At 65.4% G+C, this 18,886-nt stretch carries 9 protein-coding genes and 1 pseudogene; 1 reads left to right on the top strand and 9 read right to left on the bottom strand.

The window, feature by feature from the left end:
- Window positions 1-35: 35 nt before the first annotated feature.
- From AACH55_RS05915 to AACH55_RS05880, 8 genes and pseudogenes are all read right to left on the bottom strand, one after another.
- Window positions 36-4,058 (bottom strand): cellulose synthase subunit BcsC-related outer membrane protein, encoded by a 4,023-nt coding sequence (locus AACH55_RS05915; protein ID WP_338718492.1) that lies wholly within the window; start codon window positions 4,056-4,058, stop codon window positions 36-38.
- Window positions 4,034-5,203 (bottom strand): cellulose synthase complex periplasmic endoglucanase BcsZ, encoded by a 1,170-nt coding sequence (bcsZ, locus tag AACH55_RS05910; RefSeq protein ID WP_338718491.1) that lies wholly within the window; start codon window positions 5,201-5,203, stop codon window positions 4,034-4,036. Before bcsZ ends, AACH55_RS05915 begins: the two co-directional genes overlap by 25 nt.
- A 52-nt stretch (window positions 5,204-5,255) precedes the next feature.
- Complete coding sequence (gene bcsB, locus AACH55_RS05905; RefSeq protein ID WP_338718490.1) at window positions 5,256-7,517, bottom strand: cellulose biosynthesis cyclic di-GMP-binding regulatory protein BcsB; 2,262 nt, start codon at window positions 7,515-7,517, stop codon at window positions 5,256-5,258.
- A 5-nt stretch (window positions 7,518-7,522) separates the two neighbouring features.
- A complete protein-coding gene (gene bcsA / locus AACH55_RS05900) occupies window positions 7,523-9,871 on the bottom strand; it encodes a UDP-forming cellulose synthase catalytic subunit (protein ID WP_338718489.1) in 2,349 nt (782 codons plus the stop codon).
- 14 nt (window positions 9,872-9,885) lie between these two features.
- Window positions 9,886-11,253 (bottom strand): cellulose biosynthesis protein BcsQ, encoded by a 1,368-nt coding sequence (bcsQ, locus tag AACH55_RS05895; protein WP_338718488.1) that lies wholly within the window; start codon window positions 11,251-11,253, stop codon window positions 9,886-9,888.
- A gap of 560 nt (window positions 11,254-11,813) precedes the next feature.
- Window positions 11,814-14,090 (bottom strand): ATP-dependent DNA helicase, encoded by a 2,277-nt coding sequence (locus AACH55_RS05890; RefSeq protein WP_338718487.1) that lies wholly within the window; start codon window positions 14,088-14,090, stop codon window positions 11,814-11,816.
- Window positions 14,087-15,739 (bottom strand): VRR-NUC domain-containing protein, encoded by a 1,653-nt coding sequence (locus AACH55_RS05885; protein ID WP_338718486.1) that lies wholly within the window; start codon window positions 15,737-15,739, stop codon window positions 14,087-14,089. Before AACH55_RS05885 ends, AACH55_RS05890 begins: the two co-directional genes overlap by 4 nt.
- 130 nt (window positions 15,740-15,869) lie before the next feature.
- A pseudogene (locus tag AACH55_RS05880) lies at window positions 15,870-16,079 on the bottom strand (LysR substrate-binding domain-containing protein); the annotation flags it as partial.
- Window positions 16,080-16,229: 150 nt separating this feature from the next.
- Between AACH55_RS05880 and AACH55_RS05875 the strand changes: the two are divergent.
- On the top strand, window positions 16,230-17,744 hold the full coding sequence (locus AACH55_RS05875; protein WP_338720196.1) for a lyase family protein: 1,515 nt from the start codon (window positions 16,230-16,232) through the stop codon (window positions 17,742-17,744).
- A gap of 53 nt (window positions 17,745-17,797) precedes the next feature.
- Here the strand turns inward: AACH55_RS05875 and AACH55_RS05870 are convergent, their stop codons facing one another.
- A complete protein-coding gene (locus AACH55_RS05870; RefSeq protein WP_338718485.1) occupies window positions 17,798-18,808 on the bottom strand; it encodes an alpha/beta hydrolase in 1,011 nt (336 codons plus the stop codon).
- Window positions 18,809-18,886 lie beyond the last annotated feature (78 nt).

Here is an 18,886-nt window from a genome sequence, read left to right as displayed (position 1 = left end):
TCTATCAAAAAAATAAGGATCAGGTCAGTTGGAGGTCAGTTGGAGTAAGGCGAGCGGTAAGGGCTCACCGGCAGGGTCAGGAAGCTGCCCTGCATGTCCTCCAGGGTGTAACGCAAGTACATGGCGACGTTGAGTTCGCGGAAGTCGCTCGAATTGTTCAGGCGCAGCGTGCCACCCACGAACAGGCGCGGGGCGAAGCGGTACTCGCCGCTGCCTTCCAGGCTGTAACCCAGGCCGGTCTTGGTCTGTCCGGCATAGGTATTGCCGCTGGAGCTCTGCAGGGTGGAATCGGTAGGGAAGTAATTCGCACCATCCTGGCGGAAGTACTGCACCCCGGCCGAGCCCTTGAGCTGGAAGGTGTAGCGGTCGCTGCGTCTGGACCAGGTGACCGGCACGCCCAGTCCAAGATAGGCCTGCGGACTGAAGTAGCCGCCGTGGCCGTAGGTATAGAAGTTCTGGTTGTTGGCGTAGCTCAGGACGGTGGCCGACACCCCGGCGGTCATCTTCTCGTCCTTGCTGTTGGCCAGATACTGGTACGCACCACCGCCGACTTCCATGCGCGTGTTGGATTCCACGTTGTGGCCCATCAGGCTGTGCAGGGAGCCATAGGCATACACACCGGTCTGTCCATCATCCGAACTCATCTCGGCGCGCGCACCATTGGCGGTCACGCCGCCCCAGGAGCGGCCCACGCGCGGATCGGTGCTGCCGGCAAAGGAGGTGATGCTGTCGTTGACGGCGCGGCGCGAGACCGTCACGCCGAAGCGGTTGGTGCTGCTGCCGGCGATGGGCTGCTCCACACTGACGCCGCCCACTACGTTGGCATAGCGGAAGCCCGTCGGCGTCGTGCCGATGTCGGCCTTGACGCCATCGTCCGGCCTTTCATAGGCCACCGCCACGCCCACACCGCTGGCGCTTTGCTTGCCCACGCCGCTGGCGCTGGAACCGCCGCCGCCAAAGCGGCTGGCGGCGTTGTCGCTGAGGGTACCGCCATCCAGCGAGACGGGCGTGACGCGCACGGCCACGCGGTCATTGCCGACCGGCATGTTCACTTCCAGCGGGGCTTCGATATCGTTGATGCGGCTCAGGCCAGATTCGCCGGAATTGGTACGTACCACAACACCCTGGGTGACGTAGGCGCTGCGGGCCTGCAGGATGTCGTTGAGGGCGCGCTGGGCCGGGCTCAGGTTGTCGGCCGGCAGCGCCCCCTGCCCTTGCAGCGCCAGCAAGGCGCGCTGGGCTGCCGTGGCTGTGGCTGGCAGCGCTGTGGGCGCGGTTGCGGAGGTGGCCGCCTGCAACGGCTGCACGGCCTGTGCATTGGCAGCCGGTGCGGGCGTGGCCGTGCTGAACACCGGACCGAGCGCCTGACCGTAGGCCACCGCAGGTGCTGCCGGCGTGGCGGCTGCACGGGACGTGGCCGGGGCGGGCAATACATCGGCCGCAGCCGGTGCTGCCGCCAGCGCCACCGGACGCAGCAGGGTCTCGGCCGGTGGCGGAATGGCGGCCAGGTCGTCGTTGCCCGGCAGGCGGCGCTGGGTACGGAAGGGATTGATGGCCGGATCGAAGCCATTGCCCTGTGCGGCCAGGCTGCGCTGGCGCGCGGTATTTTCGATGGCCACCGCCTTGCGCAGCAGGGCCGTGGCTTCACCCACCTTGCCCAGGGCACGATAGATGCGCGCGGCTTCGGTCAGGGTGGTGGGGTCGCTGCTGTCGAGCTGGCCGAACTGCTCCAGCAGGGTGACGGCGTAGGCGTTGTCGTGCGCCTGCATGGCGGTATCGGCCGCGCCCAGCAAGACGTTGACGTCGCGCGGATTGCGCTCGACCAGCGGCTTGTAGAGCGCCAGTGCGCGGGCATTGTCACCCGCCGCATTGAACATGCGCGCCAGCGCCGAGATGGCACCGACGTCGGTGGGCCGCTGCGACAACGCAGGGGCGAGCGTATCGTAGGCGGCCGCCAGGTCGCCGCCTTCGCGCAGACGTTCGGCCTGACGCACGCGGTACTGGAAGCGCAGATCGTCATATTGCTTGCGGGTGGTCACGTCCATGTTCTGCTTCTGCAAGGCCGTGAGCACGCTGTAGACCTGTGCATCTTCACCGGCCTTGAGCAGGATGCCGGCATATTGCAGGCGGGTACCGACGCCGGGCTGGGCCGGCGGCGCGATCAGCGGCTGCATCAGCGCCAAGGCGCGCGGCGTGTCACCGGCATCCACATAGGCCGAGGCCAGCGTGCCGGTGCGCTCGGCGCTACCGGCGGCCTCGGGTTGCACGCGGTCCAGCAGGGCCAGCGCTTGCTGGCGCTGGCCGGTCTTGGTCAGTTCGAGCGCATGGCCGACCTGGATGGTCAGCGTGACCTGCCGCGTCAGCTCGGTCATGGCCGCGGTGCGGCGTGCGTCGGGGATGCGGCGCAGGGTGTCGAGCGCATCCTGCCATTGCTCCATCTCCACCGACAGCAAGGCGCTGGCGTAGAGCGCATCGACGTCATCGCGATGCTCGCGGGTGAAGTCGTCGATGGTCACGCGCGCCTGGCGCGCCTGGCCGGCCTTGACGTACAGGCGTGCCAGATCGAAGGTGGTCCATACGTTGTCGGGGTCGTTGCGCACGGCTTGTCGCATGGCGTCCAGCGCGGCATTGAGGTCGCCGCGCTGCTCGGCCAGGTTGGCCTGCTGGGTCGCACGCAGCGCGCGCAGGCGGCCCTGATCGCCGAATCCGGCCTGCTGCTGCGGGGTGAGCTGGTCGAGCAGGCGCAGCGCTTCTTCGGCGTGGCCGGTTTGCGAGAGCACGTTGATCAGGCCGCGCAAGGCGCCCAGCTGTCCCGGCTGTAGCGCCAGCACCTGACGGTAATGCGCGGTGGCGGCGTCAAAGCGGCCGGCCGTGGCTTCGATGTCGGCGATGGCGACCAGGCCGTCGGTACTCTTGGGGTCCAGACGCAGCGCCTGGGCCAGCGCCTCTTGCGCCGGCGCGCTTTGGCCGCGCGCCTGCAGCTCGCGGGCACGCTGGATCAGCAGCCAGTAGCGCACGCTGTCGAGGGCCTTCTTCCAGCCGTTGCCGCCTTTGGCTACGGCGCGCGCCAGCAGAGGTTCAGCTTCGGCCAGACGGTTCTGCTGCTGGCGCACCACGCCCATGCCGCCCAGGGCGTCGGTCTCATCGGGATGGCTCTGCAGCTCTTCCTGGAAAGCCTTCTCGGCTTCCTGCAGGTCGCCCTTTTCCAGCGCCTGCAGACCGCGCGATAGCACCGTGGGCGGCTGTGCGCCAGGCACCTGGGCACGGCCCCTGGCCAGCAGGTCGCGGATGTCCTTGTCGTCCGGATGGGTCTTGAGGAATTCTTCGAACAGCGGGAACTGCGCCGGTTTCGGCGGGCCCAGCCAGGTCAGCGCGAGGCGCCAGCTTTCATCGGCGTCGCCGGCGATGTCGGTCTGTCTGGTCAGGCGCGAGAGCACGCGGATGCCTTCGACGCGGCTGTCTTCGTGGCGTGCCAGCTGCTTGCCGTAGAACAGCGCCAGGATGTTGTCGCCGGGGGTTTCGCGCAGCAGGCGTTCCATGCCCTTGCGCGCTTCCGGCCAGCCGGCGTCGCTGAAGGCGAGGTTGTTGTAGTACTCGCGGCCGATGGTGCCGGAGGGCGTGAGGCCGTTGAACATCTTGCGGAAGGTCTCGGTGGCGCGGTCGCGCTCGCCGGCATCGGCCAGGCGCCGCGCTTCAGCCAGCAGGGCCTGGTTTTCCGGACGCGCCAGCGCGATGTCCTGCATCAGCTGGCGGGCTTGCCAGGGCTCCGGCGAGATCGCCTGCAGGCGTTGCAGATACGCATTGGCCTGCTGCGGCTTGTTCTGCTTCACGCTGATCAGGCCCATGCCATAGAGCGCATTGACCTGGGCCTGATCCAGTTGCAGCACTTTTTGCCAGACCTCGGCGGCGCGCTGGTTGTTGTTGCGTGCCTGCCAGTACTGGCCCTGCTCCACCAGTTGAGCCTGGATGTCCTCGGGGGCGGCCAGGGCCGGGGTGGCAGGTGCACCCAGCAGCGCGGCCAGCACTCCGAGGGCTAACGTGGTACGGCGCGTGCGCATGGCTTCTCCCAAGACAGATTGAGTGTTCCGTCATTGCGGAACTGGTATCGCTTCTCGGCCCATCCGGTTCCGAACAGGCCCAGCATGACGTTGTAGTAAAGGATTTCGGGTTGCGTGCTGGGCTGGGCCAGTGCGCTTTCCAGTTGTTGGGTGGCGCGGGCCTGCCATTGCGCGGCCAGCACGCTTTCGCCCTTAGCCTGCAGATAAGGCAGCAGCGCCGCGCCAAAGCCGAAAGGCGCCTGGCCTTCGGTGGCGCCGGTGGTGACTTTCACCTTCTCCGGAGCGGCACCCGTGGCCGCGATCGCCTGGCGCATGCCATCCAGGGCCGCCAGCAGCGGTGCCGCCTCAGGGTCGCCTGCGGGCGTCATGCCGGCCCACAGGTAGACGCGGATGGCGTCATAGCTGCCCAGCTCCCCCTTGGCCGGATCGACCATGAACTGGCCGGCCTGCACGGCCGTCATCTTGTAGCCGACCCAATCGGCCACATAGCCCATGGGGCTGGTGGCCTGGATCATGCGCACGGTGTTGGTGGCGATCTGCTGCCACGGGCCGTTGGGCCGTTCCTTCTGCAGGCGGCGCAGCAGCGGCAGCGGCAGGTAACTCGGATTGAGCGTCCAGGCCTGGTTGCTCTGGTTGAAGCCCAGCGGCCCCGGCAACACCATCTTGCCCAGGCCCGGCAGCGCTACCACCAGGCGTGCTTCGATGCTGTCGAGCAGGTTCAGGGCATCGCTGCGATAAGTCGGGCGATGCCACAGGCGGCCCGCTTCCAGCAATGCATAGGCGATCCACAGATCGGCATCGGAGGCCGAATTGGCATCCTGCAATTGCCACTTGCCATCGGCACCCTGCCCCCACAGCCAGCCGGGCAGGCGGTTGACGGCATCGGCGCCCATCATGTTGCTGCGGGTCCAGTTCCACACCTGGTCGAAGCGCTCGGGATCATTGGCAATGAGCGCCAGCAGCAGGTTGTAGGACTGCCCTTCGGAAGTGGTGTGGTTGGCTTGCAGGCTCGAATACAGCACCCGCCCGTCCGGCTGGATGTAGCGTGCAGCCCAGGATTGCCAGGCCGGCCAGTCGGCCGGCGCGCACCTGGGCGCAGCCGCTGGCGCGCCCAGCGCCGGCAGTGCCGTCGTAGCGCATGCCATCGTCATGACCAGGGCTGCCAGTAGCCGGCGCCGTCCACAGAAGATGCCGCGATCAAGCATTGAGCCGCTTTCTCGCCTTGGCGCGCAAAGTCAGATAGGCCAGGCCGCCCAGCATGAGGATGCCGGCGGCGATCAGCACGAACATGCCCCAGACGTGGCGCGAGAGCCACCAGCGCAGGTAGCGCAAGGGATTCATGCTGCCCACGAAATAATCTTCCTCGCCCAGCAGCGGCTCGATGGTGGTGCCATGCACGGCCACCAGGCTGCCCTGCACGGTAGCGGCCTCGGCATCCTTGCTGGCCAGGGCATCGAGGATCTGCGACAGCCCGGCGCCGTCGGCACCGGCCATCACCACCACGCTGCGCCCGGACCGCAGGGGCGACTCGAAGCCGCTCAGGTAGGAGGTGGTGCTGCTGCCGCTATAGCTCATGGACAGGCGGGCGCGGCGCAGGGCCTCGGGGGCATCGGCATTGAACCAGGTGCGCACGCGCAGCGCCAGGTCGGCCAGATCGAAGCGCTGCTTGTCGCCGGATATCTGGCTGGGCAAGCGGTCGGCCCATTGTTTGAGCAGCGGCTGGTCCTGACCCGAGGCCAGCACCAGCAGGTCCTTGTCAGCGAACTTGTCAACCTGGGCGGCCTGGATCACCGAGACACCGGTGGCAGGATAGCCGGTGGCGCTGCCGAAGCGGCCCAGTACCGACAGATAAGCCGAGGCATCGGCTGCGCTGGCGCCATCGGGCATGACCACCGCCGTTTCCGACAGATCCGCCATGCGCGTAAAGGGGAAGCCCGCATCCTTGAACACGCCCAGGTTGGGCATGGCCATGAAATGGTCGTAGTCGCGCAGGTCGATGGTGGACTCCGGATCGATGCTGCCGCGCACGTTGTCGATGATCACGTCCTGGCACTGGCCCTCCTTCACGTAGTCGTACATGAAGCGCAGTTGCAGACGCGATTGCACGCCCGCCGTATTGAGGGGCAGGCGCAGCTCCATCTGACGGGACAGGTTTTCATCCTTGATGGCGGCCAGCAGGCCCTTGTCCAGCTTGTCCTTGGGCAGCAGCACGTCAGACTTGATCAGGCTGTCATTGAAACTGACGATAAATGAAGAATTGCGCGAAACCGGCTGCGGCGTATAGCGATACGTCAGATTGAGCTTGACGCCATCCTGGCGCCAGTTCGACAGGGCTGGCGGGAAATTGAGCGGGATGCTGATTTCGCCCGGATTGTAGCCGGCCACGTTCAGGCGTTTGGGATCGATCAGCTCGGCCAGTTTGACGGGGCGGTCGGTGGGCAGCCAGTTGGGCGCATCGTAGGGCTTGCGCGGTGCCAGCGGCTGCAGGTTGTCGATGACCGCACTGGCGCCCGAGAGGCTCTTGCTGCCCAGCGCGATGGCGGCCGCTGCGCGCTTGAGCTCGGTCGTATTGCGGCCCGACACCACCAGCAGCTTGCCGTTGGGATCATTGGGATTGGCCATCACGGTCAGGGTCGGTCCCTTGGCCGCTGCCACCTGCAGCTCACCGACCTGCAGCGGACCTTCGCCACTGGCCAGCACGATGCCATTGCCTTTGGCCGGCAAGGCATTGATCTGCACCGGGAAACGCGCGCCACGGTAGGCCGCCAGGGCGCCGAACCAGGACGACAGCGTACCCGCCGCTTCCAGCGTGCCATTGTCAGGCGCGCCGGCAAACACGAAGGGCAGGCTCAGCATGCGCGTATCGCGGCGATCGAAGAAGGGGATCGGCATCAGGGCCAGGTCATCCTTCATCGGCAGTTGCGTGGTCTGCAGGCTCAGCGTGGAGTCATTGCTCACCCGCGCCCACAGGCTGGAATGCAGCGGGTCTTCGCAATTCATCGTGTAATGGCCGATGAACTGCAGGCTGAGCCGGTTGAACTCGGTGATGAGCTTGGGCGGAATATCGACCTTGGCACTCTGCAGGGAGCCGGCACCCTCCTTGGGCAGCGGGATGCTGCCGGCCACCACGTCATTGACCATGACGTTGATCTGCGACAGGTCGGGCAACAGTGCCGGCGAATAGGTGTATTGCAGATTGACCTGGGCACCGGTGGCCACCAGGTTGACCGGGACGTCGAAGCTCACGTTGTCGCTGGCATCGGTGCCGTGCAGATTGATCGGATAGCCGCGACCGAGCTGCTTGAGGGTGAACACATACGGATCCCCGGCGACCGGGACGGCACTGGCCGCAGGGGCTGCCAGCGCCGGCAGCGGCAGGCTGCTCACGCCGAACACGCCGAGCATGGTCAGGCAGATGGCACGCCGACGCAAAGGCGTGGCCAGAAATTGAGAGGGCATATCGCTCATTGTTGTTCTTCCATAGTGTTGTCCAAACCCGCTGCCGAGGGTGCTCCCGTGGCGGCCACCCCTGCCGCGCCAGAGGCCGCCAGTTCTGCGGCCTCGCGCCGCCTGGCGCGCCATTTGCGCACTTCAATCAATGTTGCCTTGATCAATTCCCTGACCCCGTTCATGCCGATACCGGCCACTTCGCGCAAGGACTTCAGGGGCGTGTCGTGACGCGTCTTGCCCCAGTTGTTGGCCCAGATGTCGGCGCGCGAGAAGGTCAGTCGCACCAGCTCGCTTTGCTGGCGCAGCGTCAGTTCGTTGAACTGCGCGCCCACCATGTCGTTGCGGCTGAACACCACCAGCGCCGGGAACATCTTTTCCTGCTCGTTGCGGAACAGCGTCACCTGGATGTGCGCATTGCGTGCGATGTTGACGCCCTCCGGCAGACGCAGGCCGATACCCTTCTGCGAGAAGTCCAGCGTGGTGGCCTCGATGACGCGGCCATCCTCGAGCTGGATGCGTGCCGGCAGCTCGGCCGCCACCCGCGGCTCGCTGCGGACCTGCCGGGTTTCCGCCGCCACGGCCATGGCGGCGCTGCTGATGATGACGTTGTAGAGCGTCCAGGCCAGGTTGATGAGGATGGTGGTAAAGGCATCCGGATCGCCCAGCACCAGCTGCCACACGCCAAAGACCAGACCGAGCACGTTGAGCAGCAGCAGCAGGATGTAGGGCCGCGCCAGCTTCCAGTCGAAATGGTCCTCGGCGATGATGCCGCCCTTGTCGGTGACGTTGAAGCCGCCCAGCTTGGGATTGACCAGCGCCAGCAGCACCGGCCCCAGGATGTACCAGGCCAGCACGGTCTCGTAGACCTCGTTCCAGAAGGAGTGGCGGAAGCGTCCCTGGATGCTGGAGTTGGTCAGGTTGGCGTGTAGCACGTGGGGCAGCACATAGGCCGTGATCAGCAGGGCCGAGGCGTGGAAAATATGGGCGCCGAAGAACAGGTAGGTCAGCGGTGCGGTCAGGAAGATCAGGCGCGGCAAGCCATAGAAGAAGTGCAGCATGGCATTGAGATAGCACAGCCGCTGGCCCAGGCGCAGCCCACGGCCCTTCAGGGGATTGTCGACCCGGAAGATCTGCGCCATGCCGCGTGCCCAGCGGATGCGCTGGCGGATGTGGCGCGCCAGGTTCTCGGTGGCCAGGCCGGCGGCCTGGGGAATGGCGAGATAGGCGGTGTTGTAGCCGGCACGGTTCATCTTCAGCGCCGTGTGGGCATCTTCGGTCAGAGTCTCGACGGCGATGCCGCCGATCTCCATCAAGGCCGTGCGACGCATGATGGCGCAGGAGCCGCAGAAGAAGGCGGCATTCCACAGGTCATTGCCATCCTGCACCAGACCATAGAAAAGCTCGCCTTCGTTGGGGACCGAGCGGAAGGTATTCAAGTTCTTCTCGAAGGGATCGGGCGAGAAGAAGAAGTGCGGCGTCTGCAGCATGGCCAGCTTGGCGTCGCGGTAGAACCAGCCCACGCAGATCTGCAGGAAGGACCGCGTGGGCACGTGGTCGGCATCGAAGATGGCCACGAATTCGCCATCGGTGACCTTGAGCGCTTCGTTGAGGTTGCCGGCCTTGGCGTGATGGTTGTTCGAACGCACCAGGTAGTTCACGCCGATGTTGTCGCAGAACTCGCGGAATTCCTCGCGGCGACCATCATCCAGCACGTGCACGCGCAGCTTGTCCTGCGGCCAGTCGATGGCTTGCGCGGCGAAGATGGTGAGCGAAACGATGTCCAGCGATTCGTTGTAGGAGGGAATGAAGACATCCACCGTCGGCCATTGCGAGGGCGGGATGGTCAGCATCTGCGGCGTGCGGCGCAGTGGCCAGGCGGTCTGCAGATAGCCCAGCACCAACACCAGCAGCGAATACAGTTCGGCCATCAGCAGCGCATAGCCGAACAGGACGTCCAGCCAGCTTTCAAAACCGAGGGTGGAGTCGATGCGCCAGTACATGTAGCGCATCGAAACGATCAGCGACAAGGTGATCAGCACCAGCACCGGGAACCGCCCCGACTGCTTGCGCAGCACCAGCGCGGCGATGAAGCAGCCGACGGCAAACACGCACTGGGAATTGAAGTCCAGCGGAATGGAGATGAGCAGCAGCGCCAGCAGCGTGGCAAAGAGCAACACCGACCATTGCACCACGCGGCGCGGGCCGCGCGGCAGGCCTTCGAGGCGCTCGCCGACGCGCTGAATCCATTGCTGCAGGCGGTTGGCCGAGGGGCGTGAGGAGGGCTCCTGGCCCGGTGGATCAGCCGATATGGTGGGAGGCGTATCCATCTGGATCGGGTCTTGCTGAGGCTGTTGTGATGGCATGTGCGGTCCTGTCCTCATGCGCGGCCACCTGCAGCACGGGGCTTGGCCGCCGCGACACGCAAGGCTTCGCTCACGCGCTGGAGCTGGTCATAGACGGGGGATTCGTTGGGCTTGATGAGGGGATTGAAGCCATAGGCAAGCCCTTCGCTGATGGCGTGATCGAGCGCGATCACCCCGGCCAGGCGCGGGCCCATCCAGCGCTTGAGGACTTCCAGCATGTCCTGACAGAAGCTGCGGCTGGCGTCGTATTTGTTGACCACATAGCGGCAGTTGTTGCGACCATGCAGAGCCTGGCGCATGTGTTCGAGCGCCAGGAAGGAACCGGCGTCCGGCGTGACCACCGCCAGCACCTGATCGGCGGCCTGTAATGCCTGGTCGAGGTAGGGCGTCTGGCCGGCCGGCAGGTCCAGCAGGACCACATCGCCCGGCTGCAGCTGCATGGCCTGCAGCTGGCGCATGAGCCACTGGTCATCCTGCGCCATCTGCTGGGCCAGCACGGCTTCTCCGGCGCTGGCCACCAGCGCATGGTTGACCACCTGGGTGCCGGCCATGCCGCTGGCCAGGCCGCCGCTCCAGTCGGTCACGAAGGGGAGATGTGTCACCGGGGCGGCCGCTTCAGTGCTCACGCCCAGGTGGTATTGCAAGGCATTCTGTGGATCGAGATCGACCGCAATGACGCGGCCGTGCCGCGCCAGGCTACAGGCCAGTGCCGAGCACAAGGTGGTCTTGCCGACACCGCCCTTGGGCGACACCACGGCGATGACCTGGGCGGGCGTAGACGGGGGCGGGCTCACAGCCGCCTGGCCAGACCCGTCGCTGGCGCTGCGTTGCTGAGCCTGGCGCTCGCGCGCGGCTTCACCCAGCATCGAGCGCAACAAGGTCGGCACGGCGGGATCGCCGACATCAACAGGACTGCGCGGGGCCGCCGGAGCCAGTGCCTGCGGCGCGGCAGGCGCCTGCCGGGACTCGGCGGCGGCAGGCTTGAGCACTGGGGCTGCGGGGGCTGCGGGGGCTGCGGGGGCTGCTGGGACTACTGGTGCGGCTGGTGCAGTCTGGATGACCGGAGCAACCTGGAGCACCGGAGCAACCGGAGCAGCCTGAGCCGGCACCGACTCGCTCGACGGTGCGATCACCGGCTCAATGACGGGTTCGATACCTTGCAGCGGGGAAACCGGTTGGCTTGCCAGCCCGGGGGCCGGTGTGGCGTGCCCGCTGCCCTTGGCCGGCGCGGCTGCCGTGACGGCGGACTCTTTCTGCACTACCACCGGGGACACCCTTGCCTTGCGCGCCGGTTCCTTGTAGTTGATGGCGGCCTCCACTTCGAGGTATCCGTCCACCGTTGCCCCGAACTTGCTCAGCAAGTTGGAGATATCGTTTCCCATTCTTTGACTCCCTGCCCAGGTCCGCGGGCTACAGCGCCGGCCACCCCACCGGACCTGCCTGCCACCTTGTTAAAACGCAATAAACGTTCCCATATGTCGACATCCCCTTGCTATTTTCGATATTCCGCTCTATTGGCGGTCCTTTTCCCCTCTGGATACGAAGCGGACTTCGTGCGAACCAGGCGCAGAAATATTGTCATTACGACCACATTTCATGTTGCCATTAAAGCAAACAACATTCAGCGACGCAAGTTAAATTGTTGTCAGGAATGCAAATTTTCACGCGACGAGAAAATCTTGCCGATGAGAATCCATCACAACAAGGCGCGCATCTTACCTGTCAGACAGAGATTTTGTCGCCCATCAGCGACAATTTGTCTCCAATAACGTCGCGGTTTTGGAACACTATTGCCGAAGGGTATTTTTAATTTCCACCCAGCAATGAAATGAGCACTTTTAGCTCTCAAAAGGCAGGATATAGGCGCAATTTCCGCGGTGTTGCCTGACGAGCACACATCTTATGCAATCAGCAAAACTTGTCACTCGGGAAAAACCTGACATCAGGTTGCGGCAGCGTGGGCATCCAGTTGCCACCACGCCGGCAACAAGGCCTGCACCTCCGGCCGGCCGAAGCGCTGGTCGATCAGCCAGACGGTGCCCTGGTCGGTTTCGGTGCGGATCACCCGACCGGCCGCCTGCACCACTTTCTGCAGGCCGGGGAAAAGATAGGTGTAGTCGTAGCCACAGCCGAACAGCTGCTCCATGCGCAGGCGCAACTGTTCGTTCACCGGATTGAACTGCGGCAGCCCCAGCGTGGCGACGAACGCGCCGATGAGACGTTCACCCGGCAAGTCCACCCCTTCGCCGAAGGAGCCTCCCAGCACCGCAAAACCGATGCCCTGCCCGCCGTGTTCGAAGCGCGCGAGGAAGGCATCGCGGTCACTTTCGGACATCCCGCGCGACTGCTGCCACGTGGCGATCTGCGGATGCGCGCGCGTGAAGGCATCGCGCGCCTGCTGCAAATACGCAAAGCTGGAAAAGAATGCCAGGTAATTGCCCGGCCGTTGCTCGAACTGACGCGCCATCAAACCGCAGATCGGTGCGATGGACGCGGCGCGGCGCTGCCAGGTGGTGGAAATCCGGTGCGCCACCTTGACCTGCAACTGGCTGGCGTGGAAAGGTGATTCGACATCCACCCAGGCCGTCGAGGCCGGCATGCCCAGCAGATCGGCAAAGTAATTCCACGGCGCCAGCGTGGCCGAGAACAACGTAGTGGCATGGGCAAAGGCAAAGCGCGGGCCCAGGAAGGGGGCGGGCACCACGTTGCGGATGCACAGGACGGTGTTGCGCTCATCCTCGCGGGTAAGATCGAACAACGAGTGCGGACCGAAGGATTCGGCCAGCCGCACGAAGGCCATGGCGTCGAAGTAGAAATCGCGCAACGGCGGCTCCAGGGGCAGCGCCACCTGGGCCAGGTAATCGCTGATGGCGCCCACGCTGCTGCTCAAGGCGTCGACGAATCTGGGCGGCGGCGCCTCCAGAACCTGGTAGGGCAAGTCGGCTTTTTTTCCGGCGGCAGTCCAGGCGCGGCCCAGCCGTTCCAGCGCCTTGGCCACCGCTGGCGGGGCCACGGCACGTGCGGCGCGCAGGCATGCGCGGCTCAGTTGCGCGCTGTACATGCTGCGGGCGCGCGCGACCAGGTTGTGCGCCTCGTCGGCCAGCACGCTCACGCGCCAGTCATGCGCCTGTGCCATGCCGTAGAGCATGGCGCCGCCATCAAACCAGTAGTTGTAGTCGCCGACGATGACGTCGCTCCAGCGCGTCATCTCGCTGCCCAGGTAGTAGGGACAGACCTGATGCTGCAGGGCCACGCTGCGCAGGTGTTCGCGGTCCAGCAAGGGCTGCGTCAGGCAGGCTGCGCGGGCCGCAGGCAGGCGGTCGTAGAAACCCTGCGCCAGCGGGCAGGCGTCCCCGCGGCACAACCGGTCCGGGTATTCGCAGGCCTTGTCGCGTGCGCACAGTTCCAGCACGCGCAGGGGCAGATCGCCCTGCGACTTCAGCGTCATTGCCGCATCCAGCGCCAGTTGCCGGCCGGGGGTCTTGGCAGCGAGGAAGATGATCTTGTCCAGTTGCTGTGCAGGCGCTGCCTTGAGTGCCGGAAAGAGCGTGCCCAAGGTCTTGCCGATACCGGTGGGCGCTTGCGCCAGCAAACTGCGCCGGCCGCTGTGGGCGCGGAACACGGCCTCGGCCAGTTGTCGCTGGCCGGGACGGAAGTCGCCATGCGGAAAGCGCAGCCCCTGCAAAGCGGCATCGCGCGCGGCACGATGGGCCAGCTCCTGTTCGGCCCAGCGCATGAAGCGCTCGCACTGCCCGGCAAAGAGTGCCGCCAGTTCCTCGCGGCTGCGGGTTTCTTCCAGCACCGTTTCCTGCTGGCTGCCGATGTCGAAATACACCAGCGCCAGGTGGATGCGCTCCAGCCCCAGCTTCTCGCACATCAGGTGGCCATACACGCGCAGTTGCGCCCAGTGCAGGTGACGGTGATTGTCCGGCAGGCTGGAGAGCTGGCCGCGATAAGTCTTCACTTCTTCCAGCCGCTGGCGGGCGGGATCATAGCCATCGGCGCGTCCCCGGACATGCAGCGCGCCATGGTCTGCAGAAAGCGTCACTTCGCTCTGGTAGCCCTCCCCCCTGCGCCCGGCCACGACGGCATGGCCGGCGATGCCTTCCTGGGCGGTCGGCGTGGGCGTAAACCGCAGGTCGAGATCGCCCTGCTTGGCCGTGAATTCGCAGAGCGCGCGCACCGATATGGTGTAACGCGGGACGGTGACGGCACTCATGCGACAGCCTGTTCCCATTGCAGATAGCACACCGAAACCGGCATGGCGTGACGCGCACAATAGTCCAGCCAGCGGCGCTGGTTGTCCTGCAGGCGGTCGCCCGGCCCTTTCACCTCGATCATGCGATAGCGTTTTTCCTGCGGCCAGAACTGGATCAGGTCGGGAAAGCCATTGCGGTTCTCGCGCACATCCTCAAGGATGCGCAGGCACCACAACTTCAGGTGCGCGGCCGGAATGCAGTCCAGCGCCAGCACGATCATCTCGCGGGTGATGGCACCCCAGGCCACGAAGGACGATTGCAGACCATGCTTGGCCTCATGGGTAGCAAGGACGTATTCACGATAGCTGCCATCATCGAGCCGCCCCAGGCAGCACGCCAGCAAGTCACGCCGCCGCGCAGCGAAATCAGCGCTCAACAGATCGGCCGGCTCGCGCTGGAAGGGATGGAAGAAAGCGCCTGGAATGGCCGCAAACAGGGCTTCCCAGCACAGCAGGCCAAAGAGCGTATTGACCAGCGCGTTCTCGACATAGAACACCGGTGCCTGCGCCTGCTGCAGATGGCGCTGGACCACCACCTCGACGCGACTGCCATCGGCGGGCAGCACCAGCGCGATCTGATCGACCACCGCCGGACGAGCACGCAGCGCCGGCGGCAAGCCCAGCTGACGTGCCAGGCGCGGCGCGATGCGCAGCAACTGCTGGCGCTCGGCCTCGCTCTCGGGCGCCTGCGAGGCGGCTTTCAGCAGGGCGTGGGCGGGACCGAAGCGGCCCTGTTTTTCCAGCACGCGGATGGCCCGCACGCGCGCCCCGGGATAGGCGCAAGTGGCATAGACCTGTTGCGCCTGGGCCCAGTCGCCCGCTTTCTCAAACAGCTGGCCGAGCTGGAACAGCAAACGCTCGCGGCGGCTCTCCAGCCAGGGATTGTCGAAGCGCCCCGCGGGCAGCGCCGCCAGGATCGCCGCCGCGTCCTCTGCGGCGTGGTAGCGGTCCTTGCAGGCCTGCAGTTGCAGGTAGAGGTCGATATCGGCGCGGCTGCGAAAACCGCGCGCCTGCGGCGACAGGGCAATCTGTTCATAGCGCAGCCTGCCCAGGTCGGCGAGGACGAACTCGCTCCAGTCCTGGCGCAGATTGCCGAAGAACATCAGGCGCAACCGTTCACACAGGCCGCCAAGCCGCATGCGCAGGACCTGTTCGCCGCCCTGCCCCGGCGCCATCCATTGCGCAAAAGGACGGGCGACGGCATGGTCCGGATGCGCCGCCAGTGCGGCCAGCAGATCCTCCTTGCGCGCGCTCTTGAGCGGACCGCGCAAGCCCAACCCGCGCACCAGCTCCGGCTTGGTTGCCAGCGCGAACAGCTCAGGCAATGACAGCGCCGGGTCCAGCGTGATCCACTCCTGCGGCAAGCCCTGTGCGGCCTGCAGCGCACAGCCGATTTCCGGATAAGCCAGGCGGCTCACCCGGAAGTGCTCCCCCTTGCGCATCATCAGGCGCACGAAGAGCGCGCGGGAAACCAGCGGCAATTGCGCAAAACGCCGCATGAAAGCGCACTCCTCTGCACTGAGCAGGTCGGCATAGCGCTGCGCCAGCCACTCCAGCGCCTGCTGGAAATTGCTCAGGTAGTAGAAGCGGTGATCGGCAACGGCGGGCATCGGGGAACAAGCGCGAAAAAGAAGCGGGCAACAACTGTATGGATGCACAGTATAGCCTTTTCAGCCTGACCAGCCATATTTACCCCACAAAAAGTGAAGCCCCGGTAAGCCCCCCTGCCCGCTCAGCCGCTCACAGCCTGCGTGCCAGCTCGGCAGCAAAAAAATCGGTCACCACCCGCACCCGCGCCGGGATGAAGCGGCGGCGTGGCCAGACCAGGCTGATGTCACGCGTCTCGGCCACATAGGCATCGAGGACGGTGACGATATCCGGACGGCACAACTCGCCCACCAGCGAGGCCCGGTTGAACATGCCGATGCCCACACCGGCCTGCGCCGCCGCGAGAAGTGAGCGGCGGTGAGAACCTGGTCAATGCCATCGGCTGATCTCCCGACCGAACGCCAGCGTGCAAAACGAAAACCCGATTGCCCGCTAAGATAGGCCCCTGCTCTGATGAGCACCCTCAACACAACATCGCCCCGGGAGACCACCTTGCCCAAGCTTTCCAGCCAAGCCCTTGTCCTGTCCGCCGCCCTGCTGTGCACTGCGCCGTTGCACGCGCAGCAGCCCCCGCGCCATGATGAATTTTTCTGGCTCGGCGAAATCAACAAGGCCACCGCCGTCATCAATACCGACGAAGGCTTGCTGGACAAGTCGATGACGCCGCTCATCGTCAAGGGCATCCGCAAGGTGCTGGCCGATGGCGAACTGCCGGGCGCCAGACGGCCGACGCTGGTGATCACCTTCGAGCCGCTGCTGATCCAGGCCGCCGGTCCGCAGATCACGCTGCTGCATGCGGGGCGGTCCAGCCAGGACATGCTCTCCACGCTGCGCGCGGCCATCCTGCGCGAAGACCTGCTGACCCTGGCCGCCCAGCTCAACGCCACCACCGCCGCACTGGTGAAGCTGGCGTCCAGCCAGCGCGACACCATCGTGCCCAACTACACCAATGGCGTGGCCGCCCAGCCCAACAGCTATGGCCACTACCTGCTGGGCTTTGCGGCGGCGCTGGACCGGGATGCGCAGCGCCTGCGCCAGGCCTATGTGCGACTGGACCGCTCGGCCATGGGCACCACCGTCCTCAACGGCACCAGCTGGCCGCTGAACCGCCAGCGCATGGCCGACTATCTGGGCTTTGCGGCCATCGTCGACAATGCCTATGACGCCGCGCAACTGTCGGCCGTGGACGGTCCGGTGGAAGCCGGTGCGCTGGTGTCCTCCATTGCCCTGCATGCCGGCACCTTCATCCAGGACGTGATGACGCAATATGCGCAACCGCGTCCGTGGATCCTGCTGCAGGAAGGCGGTGCCAATACCTATGTCTCCTCGGCCATGCCGCAGAAGCGCAATCCGGGCCTGCTCAACAGCACCCGGCGCGATGCGTCCACGGTACTCGCCGAAGGCATGGGCACGGCCATCGTGGCGCACAACCTGCCGCCCGGCATGAGCGATGCCAAGGATGTGAAGCCCACCAAGGAGATGGTGATGAACACGGTCAAGGTGCTCAAGAACTGGGAGAGCATCCTGGGTGCGCTGGTCATCGATCCGCAACGCGCGCTGGAAGAACTCAACAGCGACTGGACCGCTTCCCAGGAACTGGCCGACGTCCTGATGCGCAAGTACAAGCTGCCCTTCCGCGTGGGACATCACTTCGCCTCGGAGGTCGTGGAATACGCCAAGGCCAACAATATCCGTCCGCTCGATTTTCCCTATGCACAGGCGCAGCGCATCTATCACGAAGCGGTGCTGAATTCGGAATTCCCGCAGGCGCTGCCGATGTCGGAACAGGAGTTCCGCAGCACCCTCGACCCGGTGGCCATCGTGCGCAACCGCGCCACCGTGGGCGGACCGCAACCGGCCGAGATGGACCGCATGCTGCGCGAAGCCACCGCGCGCGTGGCACAGCAGGATGCGTGGATCAAGGACAGGCGGCAGTACATTGCCGGATCGCTGCAGAAACTGGATGCGGATTTTGACCGGCTGGCGGCGTCGGCGGGGGGGAAGTAATACCCGGCGCGACACGCAGCCTTAAAGGAAAACCGCAGCGATCCGAGCGGCCCTCATGGCGTGCGCTGCGCCTGGCCTGGCTCAGGATCCAGACTCTTGAGCAACTGCGCATGAAACAGTTCAGGCATCTGCATCTGCGGCGCATGGCCGGCGCCGGTGAACACCACCAGCCGGGCATGCGGAATCAATGCTGCGGCCTCGCGTCCGAGGACCGCATAATTGCCCAGCGCGGCGCGCAATTCAGGCGGGGCGAATTCCTTGCCGATGGCGGTACGGTCCTGGTCGCCGATCATCAGTACCGTCGGCGTCTTCAGGCTCTTCAGTTCGTAATACACCGGCTGCGTGAGGATCATGTCGTAGAGCAAGGCGGAATTCCATGCCACCACTTCCTTGCCAGGGCCGCGGTACATCCCGGCCAGCATCTGCACCCATCGCTCATAGGCGGCGCTCCACTGGCCGGCAAAATACGTGGCGCGCTCATAGTTGCGGATGCGCTCGGCGGTGGTGCCCAGTTCACGTGCATACCACTGGTCCACCGACACCGGCGGCACGCCCTTGGCGCGCCAGTCCTCCAGGCCGATGGGATCGACCAGCACCAGCTGGCGGGTCTGGTCCGGATAGGACAGCGCATAGCGGATGGCCAGCATGCCGCCCGTGGAATGACCGATCAGGATGGGATCATCGATGCCCAGCGAGGTCAGCAAGGCATGCGTGTTGGCGGCCAGTTGCGCAAAGCTGAACTGGTAGTTCTCGACCTTGCTGGATTTGCAGAAACCGATCTGGTCCGGTGCGATCACCCGATAGCCGGCATGGCTGAGCACATCGATGCTGGCTTCCCAGGTGCCGGCACAGAAGTTCTTCCCATGCAGCAGTACCACGGTGCCACGATGCGTACTGCCGGGCGCTGCGGCCACATCCAGATAGGCCATCTCGACGTCCTGCCGCTGGGAGTGGAAACGAAAGCGCGAGACCGGCCAGCGATAGGCGAAGCCCTCCAGTTGCGCTCCATAGGCCGGCGCTTCGACAGCGGGGCCGCTCTGGGCAGAGGCGTCAGGCGCGAGCATGAGCAGACCACCAAGCAGGCTGAAGAGGCCGGCAGCAAGGGCTGTCCTGGCACGGGAGAGGGAGAGGATGGGCAGCAT

The organism is Herbaspirillum sp. DW155 (genome assembly GCF_037076565.1).
Taxonomy (GTDB): Bacteria; Pseudomonadota; Gammaproteobacteria; order Burkholderiales; family Burkholderiaceae_D; genus Herbaspirillum.
Note: the sequence above shows the minus strand (reverse complement) of the source record. Positions and strands in the feature narration are given on the sequence as shown.

Excerpts from the sequence above, each read along its gene's own strand:
- bcsA (WP_338718489.1), bottom strand. The coding sequence starts at position 9,871 with ATGCCATCACAACAGCCTCAGCAAGACCCGATCCAGATGGATACGCCT.
- AACH55_RS05890 (WP_338718487.1), bottom strand. The coding sequence starts at position 14,090 with ATGAGTGCCGTCACCGTCCCGCGTTACACCATATCGGTGCGCGCGCTC.
- bcsZ (WP_338718491.1), bottom strand. The coding sequence starts at position 5,203 with ATGGCATGCGCTACGACGGCACTGCCGGCGCTGGGCGCGCCAGCGGCT.
- AACH55_RS05885 (WP_338718486.1), bottom strand. The coding sequence starts at position 15,739 with ATGCCCGCCGTTGCCGATCACCGCTTCTACTACCTGAGCAATTTCCAG.
- AACH55_RS05915 (WP_338718492.1), bottom strand. The coding sequence starts at position 4,058 with ATGCGCACGCGCCGTACCACGTTAGCCCTCGGAGTGCTGGCCGCGCTG.
- bcsQ (WP_338718488.1), bottom strand. The coding sequence starts at position 11,253 with ATGGGAAACGATATCTCCAACTTGCTGAGCAAGTTCGGGGCAACGGTG.
- AACH55_RS05870 (WP_338718485.1), bottom strand. The coding sequence starts at position 18,808 with ATGCTCGCGCCTGACGCCTCTGCCCAGAGCGGCCCCGCTGTCGAAGCG.
- bcsB (WP_338718490.1), bottom strand. The coding sequence starts at position 7,517 with ATGCCCTCTCAATTTCTGGCCACGCCTTTGCGTCGGCGTGCCATCTGC.